The sequence below is a fragment of the Aquitalea pelogenes genome (assembly GCF_041914625.1).
GTDB classification, from domain to species: domain Bacteria; phylum Pseudomonadota; class Gammaproteobacteria; order Burkholderiales; family Chromobacteriaceae; genus Aquitalea; species Aquitalea pelogenes.
In genome coordinates, this window is record NZ_JAYSDA010000005.1 from 24,133 (window position 1) to 38,345 (window position 14,213).

Consider the following 14,213-nt stretch of genomic DNA (forward strand, 5'->3'; position numbering starts at 1 on the left):
TGTTTTTGTGCAGCTCTTATCGACATGCCCCTCTGGCCGCTATAATGGCCCGATTGAATTTGCGACGGACTGCCCAAGCTGCCCTGCCAGGCGGGGACTTGGGCAGTCCGCCATTTTGTTTTCAGCCTTTCCAGACTAAAGATCGCCATGCAAGAAACCTACAGCCCGCGCGAAGTCGAAGCCGCAGCGCAACAAAAATGGCAGCGCACTGCCGCCTTCAAGGCCGTCGAAGACGCCAGCCGCCCCAAGTACTACGCCTTGTCGATGTTCCCCTATCCGTCCGGCAAGCTGCACATGGGCCATGTGCGCAACTACACCATTACCGACGTGCTGGCCCGCTTCAAGCGCCTGCAAGGCTTCAACGTGTTGCAACCGATGGGCTGGGACGCCTTCGGTCTGCCGGCCGAAAACGCCGCCATGAAAAACGGCGGTGCTCCGGCAGCCTGGACCTACGCCAACATCGAATACATGAAGACGCAGCTGGACAGCCTGGGCTTTGCCCTGGACTGGGAGCGCGAGCTGGCCACCTGCAAGCCCGATTACTACCGCTGGGAGCAGTGGCTGTTTACCCGCCTGTTTGAAAAAGGCGTGATCTACAAGAAAAACGGCGTGGTGAACTGGGACCCGGTGGACCAGACCGTACTGGCCAACGAACAAGTGGTGGATGGCCGTGGCTGGCGCTCCGGTGCCGTGGTGGAAAAGCGCGAAATCCCGATGTATTACTTCGCCATCACCAAGTACGCCGATGAACTGCTCACCAGCCTGGATACGCTGGATGGCTGGCCGGAACAGGTCAAGACCATGCAGAAGAACTGGATCGGCAAGAGCCACGGTTCTGACGTGGTGTTTGCCTACGACCAGGACAGCATCGGCCATGGTGGCGAACTGAAGGTGTACACCACCCGTCCGGACACCCTGATGGGCGCAACTTACGTTGCCGTGGCGGCGGAACACCCGCTGGCCACCCAGGCTGCGGCCAATCATCCGGCGCTGCAGGCTTTCATTGCCGAATGCAAGGCAGGTTCCGTGGCCGAGGCCGACGTAGCCAAGATGGAAAAGAAGGGCATGGATACCGGCCTGTTCGTCATCCATCCGCTCACCGGTGCCAAGCTGCCGGTATGGGTGGCCAATTATGTGCTGTGGGGCTATGGCGAAGGCGCGGTGATGGCCGTGCCGGCGCATGACGAGCGGGACTTCGAATTCGCCAACAAATACAGCCTGCCGCTGCTGCAAGTGTATGCCAAGGTGGCTGGCGACAATGATTTCGATGCCAGCAACTGGCAGGACTGGTATGCCGCCAAGGACGACAGCGTACGCACCGTCAACAGCGGCAAGTACGACGGCAAGTCCTTCAGCGAAGCCTTCGATGCCATCGTCGGTGATCTGGAAGCCAAGGCTGCCGGCCAGAAGAAAACCCAGTACCGCCTGCGCGACTGGGGCATCTCCCGCCAGCGTTACTGGGGTTGCCCGATTCCCATCATCCACTGCCCGACTTGTGGCGATGTGCCGGTGCCGGAAAAAGACCTGCCGGTAGTACTGCCGGAAAACGTGATTCCGGATGGTGCCGGCTCGCCCTTGGCCAAGATGCCGGAATTCTACGAAACCAGCTGCCCCAAGTGTGGTGGTGCCGCCAAGCGCGAAACCGACACCATGGATACCTTCGTGGAATCCAGCTGGTACTACGCCCGCTATGCCAGCCCCAAGTGCGACACCGCCATGCTGGACAAGGCAGCTGCCGACTACTGGCTGCAAGTGGACCAATACGTGGGTGGTATCGAACACGCCATCCTGCACCTGTTGTACGCACGTTTCTTCCACAAGCTGATGCGTGACGAAGGCCTGGTATCCAGCGACGAGCCGTTCAAGAGCCTGCTGACCCAGGGCATGGTGATCTGCGAAACCTTCTACCGCGAGCTGCCCAACGGCAGCAAGGACTGGATCGCCCCGCAAGACGTGGTGCTGGAACGTGACGCCAAGGGCAAGATCACCGGTGCCACCCATCGCGTGGATGGCCTGCCGGTGGTGGTGGGCGGCGTGGAGAAAATGTCCAAGTCCAAGAACAACGGTGTGGACCCGCAGGAATTCATCGAGAAATACGGTGCCGATACCGCGCGCCTGTTCATGATGTTCGCCGCCCCGCCGGAGCAAAGCCTGGAATGGTCCGACGCCGGTGTGGAAGGTGCCTTCCGCTTCCTCAAGCGCCTGTGGAAACTGGCCAAGGAACATGCCGACGCAGGTGTGGTGGCCGCTTATGCCGGTGGCGAGCTGAATGCCAGCCAGAAGGAACTGCGCTTCAAGCTGCACAGCACCATCCAGAAAGTGGCCGACGACTATGGCCGTCGCCAGCAGTTCAACACCGCCATTGCCGCGGTGATGGAACTGTTGAACACCTACGACAAGACCGACCGCAGCGATGCCGCCGGCCGTGCCGTGGCACAGGAAGTGCTGGAAAGCGTCACCCTGCTGCTGTCGCCCATCGTGCCGCACATCACTGACGCCATCTGGTCGGTGTTGCAGCCGGGCAGCGAGCTGCTGGCACAAGCCTGGCCGAAGGTGGACGAGGCTGCGCTGGTGAAGAGAGAGATCGAGATGATGGTGCAGGTGGCTGGCAAGCTGCGTGGCAGCATCACCGTGGCTGCCGATGCCGCCAAGGATGTGATCGAAGCTGCCGCACTGGCGCACGAAAACGTACAGAAGTTCATGGAAGGCAAACCGGCCAAGAAGATCATCGTGGTGCCGGGCCGTCTGGTGAACATCGTCGTGTAAACCCCGGTCCGCCCTTGACGGGGTGGGCCAGCAATCCTGCCGGTCAGCTTTTCCTTCCCCTTCCCGTGGGGCAGGGCCTGACCGGCTCCTGTTACGGAGAACAGGCATGAAGCGAATCCTGCGCGGACTGGTCCTGACCAGCCTGGTGTTCCTGCTTGGCGCTTGCGGTTTTCATCTGAAGGGCATCGGCGGCAATGTCCGCCCGCTGCCGTTTGGCAGTGTGTATGTGGATGAGGGCAGCAGCAAGCTGGGTGGCGTGCTGCGCGAAACCCTGGCCCATAACGACAAGCTGATTGTTCTTTCGGCTCCGAAGCAGGCCGAGGCAGTGGTCAGCGTGGTGAGTGAAAGCCAGTCCAAGGACGTTTCCACCATCAATAGCGGTGGCAAGGTCAACGAGTACCAGCTGAGCTACAGCGCGACGGTGCGTACCGTGATTGGCGGCGTACCCGTCGAGCCGGACATGAACCTGACCGTGCGCCGTTACATGAATTATTCCGACAGCGACGTACTGGGCAAGGAACAGGAAGAAAACCTGCTGTGGAACGACATGCGTCACGACGCCGCCGAGCAGCTGGCCCGCCGCCTGTCCTATCTCAAGCGTCCGGGCGCACAAGGCCAGTCCGGCCCGCAAAGCCTGAAGCCAGTCAATGCCCAGCCTAAGCCCTGATGCACTGGCAGCGGTGCTGGACAAGGCTCTGGCGCCGCTTTATCTGATTCATGGTGAAGAAACCCTGCTGGCGCTGGAAGCTTCCGACAGCCTGCGCCAGCATGCCCGTGACCAGGGTTATCTGGAACGGGAAGTGCTCACCGTGGAGGCAGGTTTTGACTGGTCGCAATTGCGCGATGCCATGAGCAGCGTGTCGCTGTTTGCCAGTCTCAAATTGCTGGAAATCCGCATCCCTGGTGGCAAGCCGGGTACCGAAGGCGGCGAGGCGCTGCAACAACTGGCCGCCAATCCTCCGCAAGACACCATCACCCTGATTACCATGCCAAAGCTGGAAAAGACCCAGCTGCAATCCAAATGGTATCTGGCGCTGGAAAAAGCCGCCGTGGTGGTGGAAGCCAAACCGGTCGGGCGGCATGAGCTTGCCGGCTGGATTGCGCGTCGTCTGAAACGCCAGCAACAGCATCTGTCCCCGGAGGCGCTCAGTTTTTTTGCCGACCGGGTGGAAGGCAATCTGCTGGCGGCACGGCAAGAAGTGGACAAGCTGGCCTTGCTGTATCCGGCTGGCGAACTGAGCCTCGAGCAATTGCGCGAAGCGGTGGCCAATGTCGCACGCTTCGATGTGTTCCATTTGTCCGAAGCCTGGCTGTCCGGCGATGCCGCACGGGTGGAGCGCATGCTGGAAGGTTTGCTGGCCGAAGGCGAATCGCCGGTGCTGGTGTTGTGGGCCTTCACCGAAGATGTACGCATGCTGCTGCGCTTGCGGCAGGGTTTGAAGGACGGGCGTCAGCTGCGCGATCTGGCGCGCGAGCTGCGTTTGTGGGGTGACAAGCAAAGGCTGGCGGAACCGGCCTTGCGTCGTATCGGTCCACGCAAGCTGATGACGGCCCTGACCGAATGCGCGCGCATAGACCAGCAAATCAAGGGGGTGGCCAATGGTGACCCCTGGCATGCCCTGCGCGGTCTGGCCATGTTATTGGCCGCCTGATGCAAAAAAATACAGTCATTTGAAACGGTCAGCGCAAGCTGGCCGTTTTTTTTTCAACTGACATTGTCTTTGATGGTTTTTGTTTAAATTTCTTTTAAGTAAGTATTGAGATTGGACAAGCCCTGCCCTATGATAAGGATAAGTTAATACATTTTAAACAAAATAACATAAAGAACAGGGCATGATGCAAGACGAGGGAGTTCTCAGCGTGGCTGTTGCAGGTGAACACCGTACCCGCAGCAAAATTGTTTTGGTTGAAATCATCCACCAGACCCTGGATGTCCTGTTGACGGCAGAGGATGCGCGGCTGGTGCATTGGGATGGCCGCATCCTGCGGGTTCACAAACTGACATCGCGCAAGGCCAATCAGATTCTGCATGCGCCGGATGCCTATCCCGGGTTCCTGGGGGTGTTTGATCACCGTGCCCGCTATCGGGACCTGGCCGAGCCACTGAGCGAGATTGTGGGCGTGCAGCTGTGAGACCACAGCGCCTGCAGCGCGCATGGCGATAAAAAAGACCTGCGATTGCAGGTCTTGCGAGAGGGATGACCGGAACGGCTTGTCCTGCCCAGGTTTTGTTTTATAGTGCCGACGCCTGAGCATTGCTCAGTGCCGCAGGCAGCGGCAGTTTCTTGCTGCGCAGGATGCCGCCAGGCAGGCTGTCACGGAGGCCGGTGCCACTGCGCGTACGGTAGGACGCCAGCACCTTGGCAACGTAATCGCGTGTCTCTTCATAAGGCGGAATGGTATTGCGGTATTTCTGCACCGCCCCTTCGCCGGCATTGTAGGCGGCAATCACCAGCGGCAGGTCATTGTTGAACTGGCTCAGCAGAAAACGCAGGTAGCGCGCACCGGCACGCAGGTTTTGCCGCGGGTCATCCAGCCGGCTGACGCCAAAGCGCTCACCGGTGGCCGGAATCACCTGCATCAGGCCAATGGCACCCTTGGGCGACACCGCCTGCGGGTTGTAGCCGGATTCCACCGTCACAATGGAGTGCAGCAGATTGGCATCCAGCTTGAATTCGCGCGCGGTCTGGTCGATCAGCGTCTTGTACTGGGCTGCCAGGTGCGGGTTGACCACCGGGGCCGCTACGGTTTTGAGGCCGTCCACCCGCGGGGCAGGCGGGCGGTTGTCGCCGCTCAGCGTTGCGCCCAGGCCCGGTGTGGTGGCATCGTCCAGCGCAGCATTGGCGCTGCTGCCGGATAGCTGGCTTTTCTGATAGAGCTGATAGCGCTCGTCCACCTGCCGGTTGGCAAGGTGAACCTGGCCTTGTTCGTCGACAAAACCGTAAAGATCGGCATGTACGCTGCTGGCAGCAAGACAGGCCAGCAAGGCCAGAAGCCCGTTCAAAAAGCGCAATTTTTTCAAGATCAGCCAGTAAGAATTGGTAAAGTGAGCGCTATTGTACTGATTTTTCTATGCTATTTGGCAAGCAAGAATTGCTGAAGACATTTTAAAGCAGTTTTCGACGAGAGGATGAAAGATGAGCCTGTTTGATCAGTTGGGTGGTTTGCTGGGCGGTTCGGGCAATGAGATGACCGGTGCCGTTGCCGGCTTGCTGGAGCAACACGGCGGGCTCTCCGGCTTGCTGGAGAAGTTCAATAGTGGCGGCATGGGCGAGCTGGTGTCTTCCTGGGTGGGTAACGGCAGCAACCTGCCGGTATCGGTCGAGCAGATCCAGCAGGTACTGGGCAGCGAACAGGTGAGCGCGCTGGCGCAGAAGTTTGGCCTGGACCCGCAACAGCTCAGCCAGGGACTGGCTGATTACCTGCCGCAGGCAGTGGACAAGCTGACGCCGGATGGCCAGTTGCCGCAAGGTGGTGATCTGCTGTCCCAGGGGCTGGGCATGTTGCAGGGCTTTTTCAACAAATCCTGAACAAACTGCCGCGTCATCTCCCGCAAGCCGCCTTTCAGGGCGGCTTTTTGCTGTGCTGGCCGTGGTATGACGACAACAATTCAGCCATTTCTGAATGAAAGATTCCGGTTTCTGGCGCAATGACAGCGCTTGCTGGATTTATGGCAATAGGAAATTTCTATTTTTAACATTTAAACAATCAAGTAGATCAATTGGTGCGGCATGCTTAAGATGCACCCATCGAATGCAAACGCAGCCAACCACTGCACTTTCTTATTTCACCGACTGGAGAACAACATGTCCGTATCGCTGATCAACACCGAAGTCAAACCGTTCAAGGCTACCGCTTTTCACAATGGCAAATTCATCGACGTAAGCGATGCCGACCTGAAAGGCAAATGGTCGGTAGTGTTCTTCTACCCGGCTGACTTCACCTTCGTCTGCCCGACCGAACTGGGCGACCTGGCTGACAACTACGCTGAATTCTCCAAGCTGGGCGTGGAAATCTACTCCGTTTCCACCGACACCCACTTTACCCACAAAGCCTGGCACGACAGCTCGGAAACCATCGGCAAGATCAACTACCCGATGATTGGCGACCCGACCGGCATCATCAGCCGCAACTTCGGCGTGATGATTGAAGAAGCCGGCCTGGCCGAACGCGGTACTTTCGTGATCGACCCGCAAGGCAAAATCCAGATCATCGAAATCAACGCCGGTGGCATCGGCCGTGACGCCAGCGAACTGCTGCGCAAGGTAAAGGCCGCCCAGTACGTAGCCAGCCACCCGGGTGAAGTATGCCCGGCCAAGTGGAAAGAAGGCGAAGCTACCCTGGCTCCGTCGCTGGATCTGGTTGGCAAGATCTAAGCCAATGCAGCCTGCCGTGCCGCGTACTGCGGTACGGCCTCCGGGCCGCAGCCAGCGGCCCGTCCCCCTACCACCCGATTGCAGCGGCAAGCTGTTGGCAGCGCATGAGCTTGCCAGTGCAATTGCCTGAGGATATTCCCATGCTCGACACCACCATCAAGACCCAACTGACCGCCTACCTGGAAAAACTGCAGCAGCCGATCGAACTGATTGCCAGCCTGGATGACAGCGCCAAGGCGCAGGAAATGTTCAGCCTGTTGCAAGACATCGCCAGCCTGTCGCCCAAGGTAACGCTGAACAGCAATGGCCAGGCCGCGCGCCGCCCGTCTTTTGCCATTGCCCGTCCGGGCGAAGCTGGCCGTATCGAGTTTGCCGGCATCCCGATGGGCCACGAATTCACTTCGCTGGTACTTGCTCTGCTGCAGACCGGTGGTCATCCGCCCAAGGTGGACGAGGACACCATTGCCCAGATTCGCGGCCTGCAAGGCAGCTACCAGTTTGAAGTGTTTGTCTCGCTCAGCTGCCACAACTGCCCGGACGTGGTGCAGGCCGTCAACCTGATGGCGGTGCTCAACCCCAATGTACGTAGCGTGATGATTGATGGTGGTGTATTCCAGCAGGAAGTCACCGACCGCCAGATCATGGGCGTGCCGGCCATCTACCTGAATGGCGAACAGTTTGGCAGTGGCCGCATGGGCCTGGAAGAAATCATCGCCAAGCTGGATACCGGTGCCGTGGCACGTGAAGCAGAGAAGATTGCCGCCAAGGAAGCATTCGACGTGCTGATCGTCGGCGGTGGCCCGGCCGGCGCGGCTGCTGCCATCTATGCGGCGCGCAAGGGCATCCGTACCGGTGTGGTGGCCGAGCGTTTCGGCGGCCAGGTGCTGGATACGCTGGCGATTGAAAACTTCATCTCGGTGCAGGAAACCGAAGGACCGAAGCTGGCGATGGCGCTGGAACAACACGTCAAATCCTACGATGTGGACGTGATGAACCTGCAACGCGCTGCTGCGCTCAAACCGGCGCAAAACGGCCAGCTGGCCGAGGTGACGCTGGAAAGCGGTGCCGTGCTCAAGAGCAAGGCGGTGATTGTAGCCACCGGTGCGCGCTGGCGCGAAATGAATGTGCCGGGCGAAGCCGAGTACCGCGCCAAGGGCGTGGCTTACTGCCCGCACTGCGATGGCCCGCTGTTCAAGGGCAAGCGTGTCGCGGTGATTGGCGGCGGTAACTCTGGTGTGGAAGCCGCCATCGACCTGGCCGGCATCGTTACCCATGTCACCCTGCTGGAGTTCGGCGACAGCTTGCGTGCCGATGCGGTGTTGCAGAAGAAACTGCACAGCCTGCCCAATGTGCGCGTCATCACCAATGCCCAGACCACCGAGGTAACCGGCGATGGACAGAAGGTGAATGGCCTGAGCTATCAGGAGCGCATTACCGGCGAGACCCACCATGTGGCGCTGGAAGGCATTTTTGTGCAGATCGGCCTGCTGCCCAATACCGACTGGCTGAAAGGCAGCGTTGCCCTGTCGCCGCGCGGTGAAATCGAAGTGGATGCCAAGGGCCAGACTTCGGCCGAAGGCGTGTTTGCTGCCGGCGATGCCACCACGGCACCGTACAAGCAGATCATCATCGCCATGGGCGAAGGCGCCAAGGCCAGCCTGTCCGCCTTTGACTACCTGATCCGCAGCTAAGCCCTGCTGTAATCAAGCAAAAATCCCCTTGGGTCCGCGATGGACGCAAGGGGATTTTGTCATCTGTCACGCCGTGTCCGGAATGTGCTTTGGCGCGGCTAGCAAGAGCGTAGCGTCGCTGGGGCAAGGCGGCGCAATGCAGCAACAGGGTTTTTGTCAGCGGCGCTTAGTGGTGGTGTGCCTCGCCCGGCTCGCTCACCTGCAACACGGCGGCGGGGGACTTCAGGCTGTGGGCATCCTGGCCTTCGGCCGGAATCTCCACCCAGTTGGTGCTGCCCTGCGCGCATTGCTGCTTCACCTTGAAGAACAGCTTGCCCGGCTGGGCAGCAATGCGGGTCTGGAACACGAATTCATCGTAAAAATCAGCCGGCAGATTGCCACCGCTCCAGCTGATGCGGCTGACATCTTCCTTCACCAGCGTGCCATGATTGTCGAACGGCTTGACTGCGGATTTTTCCACTTGCACCTGCCAGCCGGCCTTGGGCATGGGGCGGGCCAGCTGTGCGCCTGCCGGTAGTTCCACGCTGATGCCGGTGGTGGGGCTGCCATCGCAGCCATGGCCCACTTTCAGCACGGCCTTGTAATAGCTGCCGCTGGCGGCAGTCGGGGTTTCCAGCGTGACGTGTGCCTGTGCGCTGGCGGCTAGCAGCAGGGCAAGGATGGCGAGCTTTTGCATGCTTGATTCCTGGATGAGAACGGTTATCAGCCATGGATTGTAAGGGAAGTCCATGGCCTTACCCTGCGACATCTTGTCGCAGTCATGGCTGCCTCGATGTGCTGGCTGTGGCATGCTGAAGGCTTATTGCAGCAAAGGAGTTGTCGTGCAGCATTACCAGGACATCGAGGATTATCTGTATCAGGCCATCCCGCTGGCACAGGCCATGGGGGTGAAAGTACGTCATGCGGCAGAGGATGCCGTCACCCTGTGGGCACCGCTGGAGCCGAACATCAACCATTGCGCCACCATCTTTGGTGGCAGTGCGGCCGCCGTGGCCACGCTGGCAGGCTGGCTGCTGGTGTATCGCAAGTTGCAGGCCCTGGGGGTGCGTGGTCAGGTGATGGTGCGACGCAGCCAGATGGATTATCAGAAAGCCATGCACGGCGCGTTCACTGCCAGCACCCTGACGGTGGCAGACACGGTCTGGCAGCGCATGGCTGGCGCCTTGGCCAAGGGCCGCATGGCGCGGCTGCAACTGGCGGTGGAACTGGAGTGCGGCGGGGTGAGCGTCGGTCGGCTGGATGGCGAGTTCGTGGTGCTACCGCCCAACTGAGTGCAGCAGGCAAGGGGCGTGGAACCGCTAACAAACCTTGTTCAGCGCCGGTGTTGAGTACCCATGTCGATAACCGCGGCCAAGGCGGCCAGGCGCTGGCGCGGTGGTTTTGTGCCGGGTTTTGTTAGTGGGTTTTATTCGCGGTGGTAGGGGTGATTGTTGAGGATGGAGTAGGCGCGGTAAATCTGCTCGCCCAGCATCACCCGCACCATGCCGTGCGGCAGGGTCATGGCCGATAATTGCAGCAGCACGTCGGCACGCTGTTTCAGCTCGGCCGACAGCCCGTCGGCACCGCCGATGATGAAGCACACGTCATCACCACCGGACATCCAGCTTTTCAGCTCTTCGGCCAGCCGCACCGAAGTCCAGTTCTTGCCGCGTTCATCCATCACCACCAGCTTGCAGCGCGCCGGAATGGCCGCCATCAGCCGTTCGTGCTCGGCGGCAATGCCTTTTTCCGCCGTGACGCCACCACCACGCTTTTCCGGCTTGATTTCTTTTAGCTCCAGGCTGATGTCGCGGCCAAAGCGTTTGGCGTAGTCGTTATAGGCTTCGTCAACCCAGCGCGGCATTTTGGTACCGACGGCGAGAATGGTGATTTTCATGGCAGGAGTCTGGCAGGGCAGGGCAAAGAACAGCGGTGGCAGGAGGGCACCGTGACGGCAGGCGTACCGTCACGGGCGGATCAGACCTGCAAGATCAGGAGTTGGCTTGCCAGGGACGGCCGCCAGCCGGGGTGAAGCTGGGTTTCTGGCCACCCCACAGCTGTTCCAGATCGTAGTAGTCGCGTACGGCCGGCAGCATGACGTGAATCACCACGTCGCCTGCATCCACCAGTACCCATTCGCCACTTTCCTGGCCTTCCGTACCCACCAGTTCCACACCGGCTTCTTTCAGGGTAACGGCCACATTGTTGGCCAGGGCTTTTACCTGACGGTTGGAGTCGCCGGTGGCCACGATCATGCGCTGGAACAGCGAAGTCAGCGTGGTGGTATCCATTTCGATGATGTCTTTGCCCTTGATGTCTTCCAGGGCTGTGACTGCCAGTTTGGCAATGTCTTGAACTTCCATGATGTCCTTTTGATGTCAGTCTTGATACATGGCGGCAGCCGGGCGGCCAGAGGTATCCGGTAAAGAGCGTTTGCCACGACCTGTGGCAAAAACGGGCAAGCGCTGCCCCGCATGCGGGACAGGCCTTGCGGCAGTGTCTGAATTTGCCCTGCCGGGCGGGCCTTGCTAGAGATATAGCCCGTGCTGACGGATATAAGCCAGCACCGGCGCACTCAGCAGGGTGCCGGTATCGGCACCGCTTTGCAGGCGCTGGCGTATGGCGGTTGCCGATACATCCAGCGGTGGCAGGGTCAGGGGGCGCATTGTACCGGAAGGCGCGCCATTTGAAAAATCAGTGACTTGGCGTTGTTGCCATTGTGTGCGCACGGCAGCCGGGAGCCGGGTTTCGTCGAAGCCCGGACGCAGGGCAACGGCGATATTGGCCAGCGCGAACAAATCCTCCCAGCGCCGCCAGGTGTGCAGGCTGGCGAGTGAGTCGCCACCGATCAGCCACCACAAGGGACGTTCCGGGCCGATTTCGGCGCGGATTTCTTCCAGGGTGTCGACGGTATAGGCCGGTTTGTTGCGTTGTACTTCGCGCGCGTCCACGGCAAGGCCGGGCAGGCCGGCAATAGCCAGTTGCACCATCTCCAGCCGTTGCACCGGGCTGGCATGCGGGCCTTGCTCGCGGTGATAAGGTTGACCGGCGGGAATCAGCCGTACCTCGTCCAGCTGCAATTCGCTGCGGAAGGCCTGCGCCATGCGCAGGTGGGCACTGTGGATGGGGTCGAATGTCCCGCCGAACAGGCCCAGTGCCGCCCGGGTGTTCATGCGTGCACGGGGGCCTTGCCGGTGTAGCCGTCGATGATCAGTTCCAGCCGGCCGGTAGAGGGATGAATCACCATGCCGTGCACCGGAATGTCCTTGGGCATCAGCGGATGGTTGCGGATGGTCTGCACGCTGTGGCGCACGCTGTCCGACACATTGTCAAAACCCTTCAGCCAGTTGTCCAGGTCGATGCCGGCATTGCGCAGGGTATCGATGGTTTCTTCGCTGATGCCGCGCTCGGTGGCATGTGCCAGGATCTTGTTGGGGTCGATGGCGCGCATGCCGCAGTCGCGGTGGGCCACCACGCAGATTTCCTCGGCCCGCAATTCATACACCGCCACGATGAGGGAACGCATCACCGAACCCCAGGGGTGGGTAATCAGCGCTCCTGCGTTCTTGATCAGCTTGGCATCGCCGTTTTTCAGGCCCATGGCCTTGGGCAACAGCTCAACCAGACGGGCATCCATGCAGGCGAGCACGGCCAGGCCCTTGTCGGGAAACTTGTCGGTCTTGAATTGTTCGTATTCGTGATTTTCGACGAAGCTCCGATTGTGCTCGAGAATGGTATTCAGCACACCCATGCGCGTGATCTCCTGGCTGAGGTTAGATTGTATGCTCTAATCGCGGCGCCATGCTAACACGGAGTCAGCAGCGAAGAAGGGGTATTTCGCCATGGCAGCCGGCTCGGCAGCGGGGGCTATGGTAGCCAGTTTCCGGGGTGAGGGCCAACTTTGCCGACAGCAGATGATGCGGTGGAGACTGCGTATGTGACGGACCGGCGTGTCGCTCAGTCCTTGGTGTCCAGCTGCTTGCGGAAGGTGCGCTGGCTCAGTGCATAGCCCTGGCGCTGGTAGAAGTCTGCCGCTTCGTCGCGATGGATGGCCGCACGCAGGGTGACGGTGGTGGCCCCTTTGGTGCGGGCCCAGCGCTCCGCCACATGCACCAGCGCCCGCCCGGCACCATGCCGTCGCCAGCGCAGGCTGATGGCCAGCCCGCCTATTTCTACTGCCGCCGGGGCATCCAGTAGCGGCCGCCAGAACGCATGCAGCCAGCCGGCCACTTCGCCCTGGATTTCTGCCACCCACAGCTGGTGCAGGTCCGGACTGCCCAGCAGCATGGTCAGCCGGTCGCTCAGGGCCTGGCTGTCCGCGGGGTAGCCCATTTCCTCGGTCAGCGCGGTCAGTGCGGGGACATCCTGATAACTGGCGGGGCGGATGATGACAGTCATAGCGTTACCAACGGGCATAGTGGTCTTCGGTTACCCCGCTCAGCCCCTGCACCACATGACGTGCACCGCTGACGGGATGGACAAGATGGCCGTCGAAACGACCAATAACCTGAATATAACGGCTAGCGGCGATCAGAAGGTTCTGATTTTTCCGGCACAAGCCTTCCGGGGTGAACTGCAAGTCCAGCAAACCATCGTCATCGCTGATATGCCAGGGACGCAAGGGCTGCTGCGGCTCGAAGTGAAACTGTACACCTTCCAGCGCAAACAGCTGCTGTTCCAGCCAGACGGCGTTTTCGTGCTGGGCCATGTAACCCTGTTGCAGATTGAAGCCAAGCCCCGCCCGGTGCGCGCTGGCCCAGCGCCAGGCCGTCTCGCGGGGCAGCAAGCCGTTGCTGTAATCCAGGCTGGCTACCGCCCCGTCCAGCGAGTAGCGCTGGCCATGGCAGTCGGCAAATCCGCTTACCGCCAGAGCGCCGGATTTGTGCGTGCTGTGGCTGTGTGCACCTAAAGGTGCAATGGCGGCCAGTACCGGCGGCATGGTGCCGATGTCCACATGGGCAGCCAGTTTCAGGGTGGGTGATTGCAGGTCTACCGCCAGATAGCTGCCGCAGGCACTGAAGCGAATGGCAAGGGCGTGGCTGGAAAATGCGGCATCGGCAAAGGGCTGATCGGCGACTTCTGCACCATGGCGGGGAAAGCTGTCGGTGGTGACATCCGCCAGCAGCCGTCCAGTGCGCCGATCAAACAGATAGGCAAAGGCGGCACCGGTCCAGCCGACATCCACCACCGCCAGTGCAATGACATAGTCCGGATGGGTCAAGGCCAGATACTGCCAGCGTTTGTGGCGCAGACGCTGCAGCATGCGCTGCCAGCGGCCTTCGGGCCGGGGCCAGTCCAGTCGGGCAATACAGCCCTGGTAGCGGCCGAACCTGATGTGGCCGTGTGCATCCTGCATACAGTCCGGTGCGACGGGTAAAACGGCTGCTGGCATGACAGGGAG

16 protein-coding genes are annotated in these 14,213 nt (G+C 60.4%); 8 read left to right on the top strand and 8 right to left on the bottom strand.

What is annotated here, in order from left to right; genetic code table 11:
- Positions 1-147: 147 nt before the first annotated feature.
- The 4 genes from leuS to ACE3SE_RS05650 all read left to right on the top strand — a co-directional run bounded on the left by leuS (position 148) and on the right by ACE3SE_RS05650 (position 4,899).
- Complete coding sequence (leuS, locus tag ACE3SE_RS05635) at positions 148-2,766, top strand: leucine--tRNA ligase (RefSeq protein ID WP_374554191.1); 2,619 nt, start codon at positions 148-150, stop codon at positions 2,764-2,766.
- Positions 2,767-2,872: 106 nt separating this feature from the next.
- Positions 2,873-3,433, top strand: a complete 561-nt coding sequence (locus ACE3SE_RS05640) for an LPS-assembly lipoprotein LptE (protein WP_062790437.1) — start codon at positions 2,873-2,875, stop codon at positions 3,431-3,433.
- Positions 3,414-4,418: a DNA polymerase III subunit delta gene (gene holA, locus ACE3SE_RS05645; RefSeq protein WP_374554192.1), complete on the top strand. Its 1,005-nt coding sequence runs from the start codon at positions 3,414-3,416 to the stop codon at positions 4,416-4,418. Before ACE3SE_RS05640 ends, holA begins: the two co-directional genes overlap by 20 nt.
- Before the next feature lie 181 nt (positions 4,419-4,599).
- A complete protein-coding gene (locus ACE3SE_RS05650) occupies positions 4,600-4,899 on the top strand; it encodes a hypothetical protein (RefSeq protein ID WP_231588823.1) in 300 nt (99 codons plus the stop codon).
- A 100-nt stretch (positions 4,900-4,999) separates the two neighbouring features.
- Here the strand turns inward: ACE3SE_RS05650 and ACE3SE_RS05655 are convergent, their stop codons facing one another.
- The gene (locus ACE3SE_RS05655; protein ID WP_082086351.1) at positions 5,000-5,770 is read right to left on the bottom strand and encodes a lytic transglycosylase domain-containing protein; all 771 of its coding nucleotides are present in this window, start codon (positions 5,768-5,770) and stop codon (positions 5,000-5,002) included.
- 133 nt (positions 5,771-5,903) lie between these two features.
- Between ACE3SE_RS05655 and ACE3SE_RS05660 the strand changes: the two genes are divergently transcribed.
- From ACE3SE_RS05660 to ahpF, 3 genes are all read left to right on the top strand, one after another.
- Positions 5,904-6,296, top strand: coding sequence for a YidB family protein (locus tag ACE3SE_RS05660; RefSeq protein ID WP_374554193.1), 393 nt, complete (start codon positions 5,904-5,906; stop codon positions 6,294-6,296).
- 276 nt (positions 6,297-6,572) lie between these two features.
- On the top strand, positions 6,573-7,142 hold the full coding sequence (gene ahpC / locus ACE3SE_RS05665; protein ID WP_045845828.1) for an alkyl hydroperoxide reductase subunit C: 570 nt from the start codon (positions 6,573-6,575) through the stop codon (positions 7,140-7,142).
- Positions 7,143-7,282: 140 nt separating this feature from the next.
- Positions 7,283-8,833, top strand: coding sequence for an alkyl hydroperoxide reductase subunit F (gene ahpF / locus ACE3SE_RS05670; protein ID WP_131357117.1), 1,551 nt, complete (start codon positions 7,283-7,285; stop codon positions 8,831-8,833).
- 166 nt (positions 8,834-8,999) lie between these two features.
- Here the strand turns inward: ahpF and ACE3SE_RS05675 are convergent, their stop codons facing one another.
- Positions 9,000-9,509, bottom strand: a complete 510-nt coding sequence (locus tag ACE3SE_RS05675; RefSeq protein ID WP_374554194.1) for a YcnI family copper-binding membrane protein — start codon at positions 9,507-9,509, stop codon at positions 9,000-9,002.
- A gap of 145 nt (positions 9,510-9,654) precedes the next feature.
- On the opposite strand from ACE3SE_RS05675, the gene ACE3SE_RS05680 reads away from it, so the two are divergent.
- On the top strand, positions 9,655-10,104 hold the full coding sequence (locus ACE3SE_RS05680; protein WP_374554195.1) for a YiiD C-terminal domain-containing protein: 450 nt from the start codon (positions 9,655-9,657) through the stop codon (positions 10,102-10,104).
- Positions 10,105-10,238: 134 nt separating this feature from the next.
- Here the strand turns inward: ACE3SE_RS05680 and rlmH are convergent, their stop codons facing one another.
- From rlmH to ACE3SE_RS05710, 6 genes are all read right to left on the bottom strand, one after another.
- A complete protein-coding gene (gene rlmH / locus ACE3SE_RS05685) occupies positions 10,239-10,709 on the bottom strand; it encodes a 23S rRNA (pseudouridine(1915)-N(3))-methyltransferase RlmH (RefSeq protein WP_374554196.1) in 471 nt (156 codons plus the stop codon).
- A gap of 94 nt (positions 10,710-10,803) precedes the next feature.
- Complete coding sequence (gene rsfS, locus ACE3SE_RS05690) at positions 10,804-11,175, bottom strand: ribosome silencing factor (protein ID WP_045845822.1); 372 nt, start codon at positions 11,173-11,175, stop codon at positions 10,804-10,806.
- 165 nt (positions 11,176-11,340) lie between these two features.
- Positions 11,341-11,985: a nicotinate-nucleotide adenylyltransferase gene (gene nadD / locus ACE3SE_RS05695; protein WP_374554197.1), complete on the bottom strand. Its 645-nt coding sequence runs from the start codon at positions 11,983-11,985 to the stop codon at positions 11,341-11,343.
- Positions 11,982-12,563, bottom strand: coding sequence for a beta-class carbonic anhydrase (locus ACE3SE_RS05700; RefSeq protein WP_045845820.1), 582 nt, complete (start codon positions 12,561-12,563; stop codon positions 11,982-11,984). Before ACE3SE_RS05700 ends, nadD begins: the two co-directional genes overlap by 4 nt.
- Before the next feature lie 206 nt (positions 12,564-12,769).
- The gene (locus ACE3SE_RS05705) at positions 12,770-13,210 is read right to left on the bottom strand and encodes a GNAT family N-acetyltransferase (protein WP_062790422.1); all 441 of its coding nucleotides are present in this window, start codon (positions 13,208-13,210) and stop codon (positions 12,770-12,772) included.
- A gap of 4 nt (positions 13,211-13,214) precedes the next feature.
- Positions 13,215-14,204 (bottom strand): DUF2804 domain-containing protein, encoded by a 990-nt coding sequence (locus tag ACE3SE_RS05710; protein ID WP_374554198.1) that lies wholly within the window; start codon positions 14,202-14,204, stop codon positions 13,215-13,217.
- Positions 14,205-14,213: the final 9 nt, after the last annotated feature.

What these genes read in the sequence shown, in the direction of transcription:
- ACE3SE_RS05650 (WP_231588823.1), top strand. Translation starts at nt 4,600, where the DNA reads ATGATGCAAGACGAGGGAGTTCTCAGCGTGGCTGTTGCAGGTGAACAC.
- holA (WP_374554192.1), top strand. Translation starts at nt 3,414, where the DNA reads ATGCCCAGCCTAAGCCCTGATGCACTGGCAGCGGTGCTGGACAAGGCT.
- ACE3SE_RS05660 (WP_374554193.1), top strand. Translation starts at nt 5,904, where the DNA reads ATGAGCCTGTTTGATCAGTTGGGTGGTTTGCTGGGCGGTTCGGGCAAT.
- ACE3SE_RS05700 (WP_045845820.1), bottom strand. Translation starts at nt 12,563, where the DNA reads ATGGGTGTGCTGAATACCATTCTCGAGCACAATCGGAGCTTCGTCGAA.
- ahpF (WP_131357117.1), top strand. Translation starts at nt 7,283, where the DNA reads ATGCTCGACACCACCATCAAGACCCAACTGACCGCCTACCTGGAAAAA.
- ACE3SE_RS05710 (WP_374554198.1), bottom strand. Translation starts at nt 14,204, where the DNA reads ATGCCAGCAGCCGTTTTACCCGTCGCACCGGACTGTATGCAGGATGCA.
- ACE3SE_RS05705 (WP_062790422.1), bottom strand. Translation starts at nt 13,210, where the DNA reads ATGACTGTCATCATCCGCCCCGCCAGTTATCAGGATGTCCCCGCACTG.
- leuS (WP_374554191.1), top strand. Translation starts at nt 148, where the DNA reads ATGCAAGAAACCTACAGCCCGCGCGAAGTCGAAGCCGCAGCGCAACAA.
- ahpC (WP_045845828.1), top strand. Translation starts at nt 6,573, where the DNA reads ATGTCCGTATCGCTGATCAACACCGAAGTCAAACCGTTCAAGGCTACC.
- ACE3SE_RS05640 (WP_062790437.1), top strand. Translation starts at nt 2,873, where the DNA reads ATGAAGCGAATCCTGCGCGGACTGGTCCTGACCAGCCTGGTGTTCCTG.
- rlmH (WP_374554196.1), bottom strand. Translation starts at nt 10,709, where the DNA reads ATGAAAATCACCATTCTCGCCGTCGGTACCAAAATGCCGCGCTGGGTT.
- ACE3SE_RS05675 (WP_374554194.1), bottom strand. Translation starts at nt 9,509, where the DNA reads ATGCAAAAGCTCGCCATCCTTGCCCTGCTGCTAGCCGCCAGCGCACAG.
- rsfS (WP_045845822.1), bottom strand. Translation starts at nt 11,175, where the DNA reads ATGGAAGTTCAAGACATTGCCAAACTGGCAGTCACAGCCCTGGAAGAC.
- nadD (WP_374554197.1), bottom strand. Translation starts at nt 11,985, where the DNA reads ATGAACACCCGGGCGGCACTGGGCCTGTTCGGCGGGACATTCGACCCC.